At 40.7% G+C, this 13,172-nt stretch carries 10 protein-coding genes; 2 read left to right on the forward strand and 8 right to left on the reverse strand.

Annotated features, from left to right (window positions below):
* Nucleotides 1-51 precede the first annotated feature (51 nt).
* The 3 genes from ppdK to D6853_RS04715 all read right to left on the reverse strand — a co-directional run bounded on the left by ppdK (nt 52) and on the right by D6853_RS04715 (nt 5,250).
* The gene (gene ppdK, locus D6853_RS04705; protein ID WP_120656861.1) at nt 52-2,883 is read right to left on the reverse strand and encodes a pyruvate, phosphate dikinase; all 2,832 of its coding nucleotides are present in this window, start codon (nt 2,881-2,883) and stop codon (nt 52-54) included.
* 109 nt (nt 2,884-2,992) lie between these two features.
* Complete coding sequence (locus tag D6853_RS04710; RefSeq protein ID WP_199712999.1) at nt 2,993-3,853, reverse strand: glycerophosphodiester phosphodiesterase family protein; 861 nt, start codon at nt 3,851-3,853, stop codon at nt 2,993-2,995.
* Between the two features lie 92 nt (nt 3,854-3,945).
* Nucleotides 3,946-5,250 (reverse strand): MFS transporter, encoded by a 1,305-nt coding sequence (locus tag D6853_RS04715; RefSeq protein WP_120656863.1) that lies wholly within the window; start codon nt 5,248-5,250, stop codon nt 3,946-3,948.
* A gap of 174 nt (nt 5,251-5,424) precedes the next feature.
* Here D6853_RS04715 and D6853_RS04720 point away from each other — a divergent pair, with 174 nt between their 5' ends.
* Together D6853_RS04720 and D6853_RS04725 are read left to right on the forward strand one after the other, a co-directional pair.
* Nucleotides 5,425-7,065, forward strand: coding sequence for an ABC-F family ATP-binding cassette domain-containing protein (locus D6853_RS04720; RefSeq protein WP_120656865.1), 1,641 nt, complete (start codon nt 5,425-5,427; stop codon nt 7,063-7,065).
* Between the two features lie 37 nt (nt 7,066-7,102).
* Complete coding sequence (locus tag D6853_RS04725; protein WP_120656867.1) at nt 7,103-7,978, forward strand: phosphoribosylaminoimidazolesuccinocarboxamide synthase; 876 nt, start codon at nt 7,103-7,105, stop codon at nt 7,976-7,978.
* A 76-nt stretch (nt 7,979-8,054) separates the two neighbouring features.
* Here the strand turns inward: D6853_RS04725 and D6853_RS04730 are convergent, their stop codons facing one another.
* The 5 genes from D6853_RS04730 to D6853_RS04750 are packed head-to-tail and all read right to left on the reverse strand — an operon-like array spanning nt 8,055 to nt 13,004.
* Complete coding sequence (locus D6853_RS04730) at nt 8,055-9,743, reverse strand: zinc ribbon domain-containing protein (RefSeq protein WP_120656869.1); 1,689 nt, start codon at nt 9,741-9,743, stop codon at nt 8,055-8,057.
* Between the two features lie 31 nt (nt 9,744-9,774).
* Entirely contained in the window at nt 9,775-10,128 is a 354-nt protein-coding gene (locus tag D6853_RS04735) for a zinc ribbon domain-containing protein (protein WP_120656871.1), read from the reverse strand.
* A gap of 40 nt (nt 10,129-10,168) precedes the next feature.
* Nucleotides 10,169-11,884 carry a zinc-ribbon domain-containing protein gene (locus D6853_RS04740; protein WP_120656873.1) on the reverse strand — a complete coding sequence of 572 codons (1,716 nt, stop codon included), beginning with the start codon at nt 11,882-11,884 and terminating at the stop codon, nt 10,169-10,171.
* Nucleotides 11,884-12,573: a hypothetical protein gene (locus tag D6853_RS04745; protein ID WP_120656875.1), complete on the reverse strand. Its 690-nt coding sequence runs from the start codon at nt 12,571-12,573 to the stop codon at nt 11,884-11,886. Before D6853_RS04745 ends, D6853_RS04740 begins: the two co-directional genes overlap by 1 nt.
* Nucleotides 12,574-12,584: 11 nt before the next feature.
* On the reverse strand, nt 12,585-13,004 hold the full coding sequence (locus tag D6853_RS04750; RefSeq protein ID WP_147367701.1) for a hypothetical protein: 420 nt from the start codon (nt 13,002-13,004) through the stop codon (nt 12,585-12,587).
* Nucleotides 13,005-13,172: the final 168 nt, after the last annotated feature.

Here is a 13,172-nt window from a genome sequence, read left to right on the forward strand (position 1 = left end):
AAGAGCTGCCTGTTAGGACAGCCCTTTTTGTATATTATAGTTTTTCAACTATTAGTTCTTCTTTGAGTTGTTGTAAACCTTCTTAGCTTCTTCAAGTCCGGCTTTAAGACCTGCAAGACCTGCCTTAGCAACCTCAGCTGATGTCTCAGCGAGTTCCTTAGCAATAGCCTCAGCCTTCTTAGCTGCCTCGTTAAGCTTCTCCTTAGTCTCATCGTCTACGAAAGACTTTGTATCAGAAGCCTTGTTTGCCTTGTCAGCGATAGCTGCCTGAGCTGCTGCAAGTCTAGCAACAGGAACACGGAAAGGTGAGCATGATACATAGTCAAGACCGATCTTGTGGCAGAACTCAACTGATGAAGGATCACCACCGTGCTCACCACAGATACCAACGTGAAGAGCAGGATTAACGGGCTTACCAAGCTTAAGTGACATCTCCATAAGCTTACCAACACCTGTCTGGTCAAGCTTAGCGAAAGGATCGTTCTCGAAGATCTTTGTGTCATAGTAAGCATTGAGGAACTTACCTGCATCATCACGAGAGAATCCGAATGTCATCTGTGTAAGGTCGTTTGTACCGAAGCAGAAGAAATCAGCTTCCTTAGCGATCTCGTCAGCTGTAAGAGCAGCTCTGGGGATCTCGATCATAGTACCAACTTCGTACTCAAGCTTAGCGCCTGCAGCAGCGATCTCAGCGTCAGCTGTCTCAACTACTACCTTCTTAACGTACTTAAGCTCCTTAACCTCACATACAAGAGGAATCATGATCTCAGGCTTAACGTTCCAGTCAGAGTGTGCCTTCTGAACTTCAAGAGCAGCACGGATAACAGCCTTAGTCTGCATCTTAGCAATTTCAGGATATGTAACTGCAAGACGGCATCCTCTGTGACCCATCATAGGGTTGAACTCGTGAAGAGAATTGATGATAGCCTTGATCTCTTCTACGCTCTTATTCTTAGCATCAGCGAGCTTCTTGATCTCGTCCTCAGTTGTAGGAACGAACTCGTGAAGCGGAGGATCAAGGAATCTGATTGTAACAGGGCATCCCTCAAGAGCCTCATAGAGAGCCTTGAAGTCGTTCTGCTGATAAGGAAGAATCTTATCAAGAGCAGCTTCTCTCTCTTCTACTGTATCTGAACAGATCATCTCACGGAATGCAGCGATTCTGTCTTCCTCGAAGAACATGTGCTCTGTACGGCAAAGACCGATACCCTCAGCACCGAGCTCTCTAGCCTTCTTAGCATCAGCAGGTGTATCAGCATTTGTACGAACCTTGAGTCTTCTGAACTCATCAGCCCATGCCATGATACGTCCGAACTCGCCTGCGATCTGAGCGTCAACAGTTGCGATCTGTCCTTCGTAGATGTTACCTGTTGTACCATCGATTGAAATGAAGTCTCCCTCGTGGAACTCTTTTCCACCAAGTGTGAACTTCTTGTTTTCCTCATCCATGTTGATGTCGCCACAACCTGATACGCAGCACTCACCCATTCCACGAGCAACTACGGCAGCGTGTGATGTCATACCACCACGAACTGTAAGGATACCCTGAGCAGCCTTCATACCTGTAATATCCTCAGGTGATGTCTCAAGACGAACAAGAACAACCTTCTCGCCTCTCTCAGCCCACTCTACAGCGTCATCAGCTGTGAATACAACCTTACCGCAAGCAGCTCCGGGAGATGCACCAAGACCCTTTCCGATAGGTGTTGCAGCCTTAAGAGCAGCAGCATCGAACTGAGGGTGAAGAAGTGTATCAAGGTTACGAGGATCGATCATTGCTACAGCCTCTTCAGGCGTCTTGTGTCCCTCATCAACGAGGTCGCAAGCGATCTTAAGAGCAGCGGGAGCTGTTCTCTTACCGTTACGACACTGAAGCATATAGAGCTTCTTGTTCTCAACAGTGAACTCCATATCCTGCATGTCATGATAGTGGTTCTCAAGAGTATCACAAACCTTGATGAACTCAGCATAAGCCTCAGGGAACTCCTGCTCCATCTGAGCGATAGGCATAGGTGTACGAACACCTGCAACTACGTCCTCACCCTGAGCGTTGATAAGGAACTCACCCATAAGTTTATTCTCACCTGTAGCAGGGTCACGAGTGAATGCAACACCTGTACCGGATTCATTGTTAAGGTTACCGAATACCATAGGCATTACGTTAACGGCTGTTCCCCATGAATAAGGGATATCGTTATCACGACGATATACGTTAGCACGAGGGTTATCCCATGAACGGAATACAGCCTCGATAGCAAGCTTGAGCTGCTCTACGGGATCTGAAGGGAAGTCTTTACCAAGCTGGTTCTTGTACTCAGCCTTGAACTGCTCTGCAAGCTCCTTAAGATCAGCTGCTGTAAGGTCAACGTCGAACTTAACACCCTTCTTCTCTTTCATCTGGTCGATAAGCTGCTCGAAATACTTCTTACCAACCTCCATAACTACGTCAGAGAACATCTGGATGAAACGACGATATGAATCATATACGAAACGCTCGAATGCAGGATCGGGGTTGCCCTTGATCATTGCTGCAACTACTTCATCGTTAAGACCGAGGTTGAGGATTGTATCCATCATACCGGGCATAGAAGCACGAGCTCCTGAACGAACAGAAACAAGAAGAGGATTCTGAAGGTCGCCGAATTTCTTACCGTTGATCTCTTCCATCTTCTTAACGCCTTCCATAGCCTGAGCCATGATCTCGTCGTTAATCTTACGACCGTCCTCATAGTACTGTGTACATGCCTCTGTTGTGATTGTGAATCCCTGAGGTACAGGAAGACCAATACTTGTCATCTCAGCAAGGTTAGCACCCTTACCACCGAGAAGGTTACGCATTGTCATGTTACCTTCGTTGAACATATAAACCCACTTGTTCGCCATTGTTTTACCTTTCTTGCCATTCCTCTATAATGGCAACCTTTCATATATACATTTTTATTTATAACTACTGCGGTTCTTTTATCAAATAGTAAAAAGATGCAGTTAATTATCAAAGATTGGGGCCATCGGCCGGTATGAAACTGTCAAAGATATAGATATCAAAGTTTCTCTTGGCTCTGTCAAGTTCTTCCTCACTCTTAATCGTCCATGCAGCGGTTACATTCTTATATAAATGTCTGCACAGCCACAGCGATAAATTATAAGGATATTTGTGGTTGTAAGCTATAAAATCGGGCTTAGCAAACACATTAAAGAAAAGATACGTAAGGGAAAAATACAAAAATGTATTGAATTCTTCAGGCTTTTCCTTGTGGAACTCATCGGAAAGCTGTCCTCGCATGATACCGGGATTATGTCTCTTGTACCATATAAGTCCCAAAGGATTGAAGGATTCTATACAATATACTCCCTTGTAATCTCTGAGAAGATTGTCTACCTTAGGGCATACCGAAAGGTCCTTAAGCTCTATCTTGAGCTCGATTATAAGCGGTATCTTGCCGTCTACAAGCTTAAGGAAATCTTCAAATTTGGGGATGCGTTCATTGGAATTAAGAAGTTTGAACTGCATAAGCTCTTCATAGGTATAGTCGATCACCTTACCTTTTGCAGGTGTTCCGTCCTCGTTCCTGGCCACTCTCTCAAGTGTAAAATCATGGAAAATAACGGGTACTCCGTCTTTAGAGAGCTGAACATCGCACTCTATTCCGTAGCCTGCATCAACAGCCTTCTTAAAAGCAGCCATTGAATTCTCGGGAGCCTCACTGTTGTTATCATGAAGTCCGCGATGAGCATACAGCACTTTGACATGTGGTTCTCTGGAAGGTTTGCAGAACATCCTTGGCATTATCATGATAAAATATAGTGCGATCAAAATAACCGCAATAGCGCATAAAACCTCAATTAAGAACATTCAAACCACTTCCTAGTAATATAATTCGTAACGCGTCCGCTAAATATTTTACAGCCTAATTGTCTAATTGACAACAATAAATTGCAGAAAAATCAGTCATCTATATCAAAATTCTCCAAAATACTCTTCTTTTTATCCGGACGAGTGTCTCCGTGCTTAACCATGAGCATAGTCATAAACGCAAGTACGGAGAATATAAACGAGTACGGAAAGAGTGTCTTATAGGAAATATGCTCAAGCAAAAATCCCGAGAAAATAGGTGTAAATACCTGCGCTGCCATGGAGAAAGTATAATACAATCCCGTAAACTTACCTATATCTCCCGCCTTACACATCTCCACGACCATTGGATATGAATTGACGTTGATGGTAGCCCATCCTATTCCGACCATAACAAAACATATATTTATAAAGAAAGAAAAGCTGGGGAACAATCCTGCTGTTATATATCCGGTCGCCATGATTACTATTCCTATGAGAATAGTCTTTTTTCTTCCGATCTCTCCCGATATATATGCGATCGGCACATAACTTAATGTAGCTGCGACCGTTGCCACCAAAAGGCATGTCGCATAGTCTCCGTTTCTCATATCCCATACTTCAACAACAAATCTTGAAAAAGCTGTTGTCACTGCATTGTATGCGGTATACCAAAGAAATACCGATACCAGAAGGAAACGAAGGCTCTTTTCAACCTCTTTTGACACTGTAGTCTTTTCTCTGAAAGAGCTTCCTTCTTCAAGCTCGTCTCCTAGTGACAAAAGGCCGCCCTCTTCTTTTATCTCTTTCTTAATGGCATTCTCTTTAATTTTAAGAACAAGGATTCCTATTCCGACAGCCATACAGATAATGACACTGAGTGTAAAAGGCATATAATCAGCAGCAGCCGGATTGTCTCCATCAACAAGAAGGAGCTTTGTCATGACAAGCACATATATTCCGCCGAGGGTTCCCATTAGATTTATGATAGCATTGGCACTGCTTCGTACAGGTGCAGGCGTAAGATCGGGCATGAGCGAAACTGCTGGAGATCTGAATATTCCCATTGAAATAAGAAGAAGTAAAAGAATTCCAATGAAAAGAAGCAAGCTTCCACTGTTTCTTGCCACAGCTATAAGCACGAACAAGAATATAATAGAAAGAACGGTTCCTATGATTATATAAGGCATTCTTTTTCCGATCTTGGTCTCGGTCTTATCTGACAGAGTTCCGAAAACCGGAAGGAGGAAAAGCGCAAGGACATTGTCCATAGCCATAACCGCACCGGTTGCGGTCTCTCCAAGGCCGAATGTATATTTAAGGATCTTGGGAATTTCATTATCGTAGAATTGCCAAAAGGCGATGATTGCAAAGAATGCAAAACCGATAAATATAGTTCTCTTGTAATTTAGCTTCATTTGATAGTCCCCTTTATGCATTTTTAATAAGAAAACATTTTTCACGTCTATATATAATAGCTTATAATTACGGTAAAAACAATTGGCAGCGGATATATTGCATTTTATGGAAGATTCTCCTATAATACGAACTGTTGCAAAGATAATTGATTTTATTAAGTGAGGCTATTTTTAATGATAAGTGCTAATAACGTAACACTAAGAGTCGGTAAAAAAGCTCTGTTTGAGGATGTAAATATCAAATTCACCGAGGGAAACTGCTACGGAATCATCGGTGCAAACGGCGCAGGTAAATCTACATTTCTTAAGATCCTTTCAGGACAGATTGAGACAACAAACGGTGATATCGCTATAACTCCCGGTCAGCGTCTCTCCTTCCTCGAGCAGGATCACTTCAAATACGATGACAATGTTGTTCTTGATACAGTTATTGCAGGTAACGCAAGACTTTTCGAGATCAAGAATGAAAAAGACGCTATTTATGCAAAAGAGGATTTCTCAGACGAGGACGGAATCAGAGCAAGTGAGCTTGAGGCTGAATTTGCCGAGATGAACGGATGGGAAGCTGAGTCAGACGCAGAGTCTCTTCTTAACGGACTTGGAATCGAGACCGAGAACCACTACAAGCTCATGAAAGATCTTGACGGTAATCAGAAGGTCAAGGTTCTTCTTGCGAGAGCTCTTTTCGGTAATCCCGATATTCTCCTTCTCGACGAGCCTACCAACCACTTGGATCTCGATGCCATCGCATGGCTCGAGGAGTTCCTTATCAACTTTGAGAACACCGTTATCGTAGTATCTCATGACCGTTACTTCCTTAATAAAGTTTGCACATATATCGCAGATATCGATTACGGCAAGATTCAGCTCTTTGCCGGTAACTATGACTTCTGGTATGAGTCATCACAGCTCATGATCAGACAGATGAAGGAAGCCAATAAGAAAAAAGAGGAACAGATCAAGGAACTTAAAGAGTTCATCGCTCGTTTCTCAGCTAATGCAAGTAAGTCCAAGCAGGCTACTTCACGTAAGAAAGCTCTTGAAAAGATCGAGCTTGATACCATCAAGCCTTCAAGCAGAAAATATCCTTATATTGATTTCAGACCTGAAAGAGAGATCGGTAACGAAGTGCTTACTGTCGAGGGAATCTCCAAGACAATCAACGGAGAAAAGGTTCTCGATAACATCTCCTTCGTTGTTCAGCACGATGACAAGATCGCATTTGTAGGCGGCAATGAGCTTGCAAAGACTACTCTCTTCCAGATCCTTACAGGTGAGATTGAGCCCGATGAGGGAACATACAAATGGGGTGTAACAACATCTCAGGCTTACTTCCCCAAGGACAGCACCAAGGAATTCGACAATGACTACAATATCACAGAGTGGCTTACAGGCTATTCCGAGATCAAGGACGCAACTTATGTAAGAGGTTTCCTCGGACGTATGCTCTTTGCAGGTGAAGACGGTGTCAAGAAGGTTAAGGTTCTTTCCGGAGGAGAAAAGGTTCGTTGTCTTCTCTCCAAGATGATGATAAGCGGTGCCAACTGCCTTATCTTCGATGAGCCCACCAACCACCTCGACATGGAATCAATCTCCGCTCTTAACGACGGAATGATCAAATTCCCCGGAGTTGAGCTCTTTGCTTGTCGTGACCACCAGGTAGTTCAGACTACAGCCAACAGAATAATGGAAATCCTTCCCGACGGAACTTTGGTAGATAAGCGTTCAACTTATGATGAATATCTCGAAAGCGACGAGATGGCAAGAAAGCGTACAGTATACAATACAGTTGCTGAGGAAGAGGAAGACGACTGATAAAGTTATCTTTTCTATATATTAAGGAGGAGCAATAATGCAAACATTTAGTCCTGTTAAAGAAGGTAAAGTTCGTGAGATCTATGATATCGGTGAAAACCTGATCATGGTAGCAACAGACAGAATCTCTGCCTTCGACGTAATTCTCAAAAACAAAGTAACCAAGAAAGGTGCTGTTCTCACACAGATGTCTAAGTTCTGGTTTGATTACACCAAAGACATCGTGGCTAACCACATGATCAGCGTTGATACGGCTGATATGCCCGAGTTTTTCAGAACACCTGATTTCACAGGAAACAGCATGCTTTGCAAAAAGCTCAATATGGTTCCCGTTGAGTGCATCGTTAGAGGATATATCACAGGTAGCGGCTGGAACAGCTACAAAGAAAACGGAACCGTATGCGGGATCAGGCTTCCCGAAGGTCTTAAGGAATGCGACAAGCTTCCCGAACCCATCTACACTCCCAGCACCAAGGCTGAGATCGGCGATCACGATGAGAACATCGATTTTGACCGTAGCGTAGAGGTACTTGAGAAGGCTTTTCCCGGAAAAGGACTTGAGTACGCAACCAAGATCAAGGATTACACTATTGCTCTTTATAAAAAATGTGCAGACTACGCTCTCACTCGCGGTATTATAATAGCAGATACCAAGTTTGAGTTCGGTATTGATGAAAACGGCGAGGTTGTACTTGCTGATGAGATGCTCACACCCGACAGCTCGCGTTTCTGGCCTGTAGACGGCTATGAGCCCGGACACGGACAGCCTTCATTTGATAAGCAGTTCGTTCGTGACTACTTAAAGGCTAATCCCGAGTGTGACTACAATCTTCCTCAGGATGTCATCGACAAGACAATCGCTAAGTACCTTGAAGCATATAAGCTCCTTACAGGATCAGAACTTAACGTATAATATTTTTATTTGATAAACATTAACGGCTTGAGTACATCAGTACCCAGGCCGTTTTTTCATATAGTAAGCCTTCTGATCAGTCGTCGGAATATCTTATAAGCTTATCAAATATGATCCTATACTTTGCTCCGCCTTTAAACTCAAAGACTATATCTCCCGAATCCTGTGTGCCGCCGGCAAAGCCTTCAACACCCTTTATCTCCATCTTCACATCATCAACTTTATCTACACCGACAAGCTTTTTATCGGGAGTCGTATAGTATACAAACTCAGTCAATGAGTCATAAGCCAGATCAGGACAATCTCTTCCGCCTTCATATGAATAGATGCGTTCGATAGCGTCTCCACTTACATGAAAAATATCATTGCCTACTGTAGAGATCCATATATTTTCAGTTGTTTCATCCGAAACTATCTTATAGATCCGGTCATCACCCTCTTTAAGTGTTACATCGCCTACTTTTCCATCGTTAAAAGTAGCATAGTGAATGTCTCCATCGTATGTATACAAAAACTTATAGTCACCTTTTTCTCCGGTTACAGCCTCTGCGTTTTCACCAACATCACTTTGCGCAAACGGAACAGGATTCAGATCTTCATCAAGCCAGTAATATTTGCCATCACCCATGTCATCCTCAAAGATAACGGTTCCGTCAAAGTTATCCTCCAGAATAAAATGCATTGACTCCATGACATCAATATTTGTCTTGGGATAAACCAGGCAGTCTGAACTTGAGAACACTTCCTTACATTCTGATTCCCCTGCACTATGGCAAAGAACTTTTCCCTCATCTATTATCATCATTTTATTCTGATCGCCGTTTAGATATACCTCGGACGAATATGTTTTAACAGGAGAATATATTGCATCCAGTTTACCGTCATGAAGACAATAATATGTGTTAGTTGAATAAAGATCGCTTAAATAAACCGTATCTCCGTCATTGCTCATACTCAGAAGATCATAATATTGATCTCCGAGATCATACTCATAAACAGGCTTATCTTCTTTATCGACTACACAGATCTTATACTTTGGTCCTTCATTAACATCATACCAGGATTCTAAACTGCACAGATAACCTGAATTCGGTGACATTGCTGCGCAAAGAACTTCACCATTTGTTTTATGAATCCAAGTCTCCCTGTTGGCAAGGTCATTTACGTGAAGCCTACTATTATCATCGATATAATACAAAGTCGCGCCGTAATAACTGCAGCTGTATCCCACCGCATGATCGATATATTCCGTTGTCAGATCCTCGCAGTTTATAAAGTAAAGATTCATATCATCATCAATCACAACTCCGATATGACCTGCAGGGATAAAGATCATATTACTGAGCTTACCTTTAAATTCTTTATTGACTACGCCTCTGTTGTTATAAAGAACGCCGTCATTTTCAGCAAGGTTAACTATATCCGATTCAGGATCGATAAATTCGGATACAACGGGACTTTTAAAGGAATAATAAATAGACCAGAAATTGGGAATAACAATAAGACATGCGATAAATGCAAACAAAATAGTAAAGATGATCGCAGCAACATTTATCTCTTTCTTGATCTCTTTTTTCTTTTTTATATTGTATTGTTCTACAGCATCACTTATATTTGGAACAGGTTCGGAAGTATCTTTAAAGATTCGCTCTTCAACTTCAACTTTTTCCCAACCGCCGTCATCCAATTTGATCATCGGATTTCCGCAGATCGGGCAATACTTCGCTGACTCTTTCACTTTATAACCGCAATTAGTGCATTTCATATTGTACTATCCATCCATAAAAGTTTTTCGTCTAAAAACTATATAGCTTAATAACAAAAAAGACAAAGAGGATCAAAGCAAACGCAATTACAATAATGCATGCCATTACCTCTTCCTCCGTGATCGTTGATATATAATCCTGTATCTTCAGGGGTGGTCCTTCTTCCTCAATATAACTCTCCTGAGTTATTTCAGACTTTCTTTCGGGCTCTTTTTCCAAAAGCTCGACAACTTCCTGTCTTGAGTAATAAGGCGCATGTGGCACGTTTTCGGGAATTGTGACTTCTTCCCAACCGCTGTCATCCATATGAACAAGCGGAACACCGCAGACCGGACAATATTTTTCTTTTTTATCGACATCGCTGCCGCAATTAGTGCATTTCATCAGTTACTCTTCCCCATTTATTCTTTTCTTTTGACTATCTTTAATTCTCATCATCTTCTACAAACAAGTTACCGTAAATAATATAATGCTTCCCATTCGAATCAGTACATACAGTTTTAGAAGAAAACGGATATTGAGAGCCGACATATTCGCAATCCTCTCTGATTGTAATTATATTTCCGTCAGAGTCTTTATATGCAACTTTTTTATCATCTCCGCAAAAGACAATACGCTCGCAAAACATATCATAGGCAATTCTTATTGCATTAACCAAATTGTCATACCCTATCTTCTCTGCCCCGCTTTCTGTTATATGATAGATTTCATTATTAAAACTCGAGATCCATACTTCGTTGTAATCCGGATCGGCAGCTATATCGAAGATTTCGCTGTCACACTGATAAAATAATTTATCATCGGTTGCTCCGTTATCGTATGTTATCAGATGAATATTCTTATTTCCTTGATATAAAAATCTGTATTTTCCGTCTGCCCCTCCAACAAAATCGCATCCGGAAACCAAACACTCATCAGAGATTGCGATTAGCTCCATCTTATCGTCGATCCAGTAAAATTTATCATCGTATTCGATGACGCATCCTTCGAGACGACTGTCATACATTACCGCAGTTATATAATTGTTATAATATCTTTTCGGATATACTGCGCACGCTTTTCCTGAAGCTATTTTTTCCGACTTACAGGTTTCCGAAGAAAAATAATATATCGCATCATCTTTTTCAATCAATGCATTGTCCATTGCGAAATCAAAGTAGGCTCTTCCATGATCTTCAGAGCCTTCAATCCTGATAAACTCTCCGTCCTTAAGGCAATAAACCGCCCCTTCACCGAGTGCATAAGATTGGAAATATATTTTCTTTCCGTCATTACTAACGCCTTCAATCCTATATGCAATTACAGTAGATGTGCACGACACTTCCGTTCCGTCTTTCGAATATACATAATAATTATATTTTGTATCTCCATCTTTATGCTCTGCGTGCAAAAAAGCAATAAACTCACCATTGGGTGAAATTGCAGTTTCATCAATAGAATCAGCTTTAGCAATAAATGTTGTCTCGGATGTTTGACAATCAAACCTTTTTATACTTGCATTGTTCAGATAAATCAGACAAGAATTGTCACCGCTAAATACTGCAAAGCTTCCTTTCTCAAGAAGCTCGGAAGAAAGATCGCCTCGTACAAAATAAAGATTGTTCTGCTTATCTAAAACCGCACAAACAGATGAATCCTTACTAAAATAACACTCCTCGATATTGTCCTTGAACTCGTCACTCGAAAGCCCCTGATTGTTATATAAAACTCCGTCTATCTCAGTGATGGTAATGTGTGAAACTTCCCATTTCCCTATATCACTAACACTTTTTTCTGTTGTATTATCAGCTTCGGAACTATCGGATGCTTTCGCATCATCCTCATCGGTATCTGACGAAGACACACCGCTACTTTCTGCTGTGTTTGAAGCAACAAACTTACCCGGCTTTTCGAATCCCGAACCGAAATAAATAATCGCAAAAATCACAGCTGACAAGATGAGCACACCAATAATAGATGCAAGTACAATAATCTCTGTCTTATGCTTAAGCGCAGTGGAAGCTCCGCCCCATTTCGATGAAGGTTGAACCGGTTGCTGCACAATATTGTTTCCCTTTTGCGCCTGTTCTATAGGAAAGCCGCATATCGAACAATACTTTGTTCCTTCGTTCAATTCATTACCGCAATTATTGCATCTCATCAAACTACTCCGTCCTCATGCTTATGTTTATCTTCTTTTATCGCATCATCTCTATGTGAATTGATAAACTTCTCTGCCTCGTATGCATAGCTAAATCTATGTATCCAAAAAATGATTAATCCAAAAAGGAACACAGGACCAAATACCGTACCACTATCCATATAAAAAAATATAGCAAATAAAAGTGCGATACCCGAAACAGCAACCATACAAGTTGAAACAATCCACCACAACTCGTATTTTGAAATTGCGTCTTCGTTATCTGAATATATTACGTATAATTGCGAAATTCCTAATACATCAAGGAAAAATTCGGCCACAATTAAAACTAAAGCCCATAATATATAATAATCAGAATCAGTAACCGCTACCAATATCATTGAAATCACATGTAACGCACAAACAAGGGCAGACAATGAATATAGTCGGGTTGCCTTCAAATAACGCTTTTTATATTGCTCCAAAAATAATGATTCTTCTAAAAAGTGCTCTACAATGCCTTGCGAGTCTTTAAGGTATCGTACAATTTTATAAGCAACAAAAGCTCTTAAAACACACAAAAGAAATATCAAAAAATAGCCTATAGAAGATAAGATTCTAATATTCCATTCTATGACGAATATTAAAGTCACAACAAAAAGATATGATCGCAGAGGTCTTGTATCAAAATATCTTTTTATACTGCTCATTACTTTATCATTTACTCCTCGGTCTGTTCTTTCATAAGCTTATTTATTGCTTTCTCAGTGTTTAGGGCATACTTTAATCTATAAACAAAAAATACGATTAAAAAAATAAAGATAATACATAATAACATCCAAATTCTGTCTTGTGTCCAATTATTACCCGCTAAGATAAATTCTTGCATCCAATCATTATCCGCTAAGATAAATAAAAGAGGCCAAGCTACTACTACAAAAACAGATACCACCCACATTGTTTGGTATTTACCAAAATAACCTCTTTTGGCTATATGAACCTCATATAGATTTGAAATTCCTATAACATCTAAAACAAACTCAGCTATTAAAACAACAAAATGCAACGGTGCATAAAAATATAGTCCAAGTATCGTTGATATACCCGATGCAAGAACATCAATAGTGCATAAAATTGCCAACGCATAATACATCTTAATAGCGCAATATGTTACAAAATAAGTATACTCAAAACGAGCACAAAGTCCTTAACCATCTCTATTGATTATAATATCAGGAAAGTGAAATGGCAATAGTTTTTGACATAAATGTTAACATTGATTGCATCAATTTATAAACTATTCCTAAAG

Origin of the sequence: Butyrivibrio sp. X503 (genome assembly GCF_003625475.1) — a bacterium.
GTDB lineage: Bacteria > Bacillota > Clostridia > Lachnospirales > Lachnospiraceae > Butyrivibrio.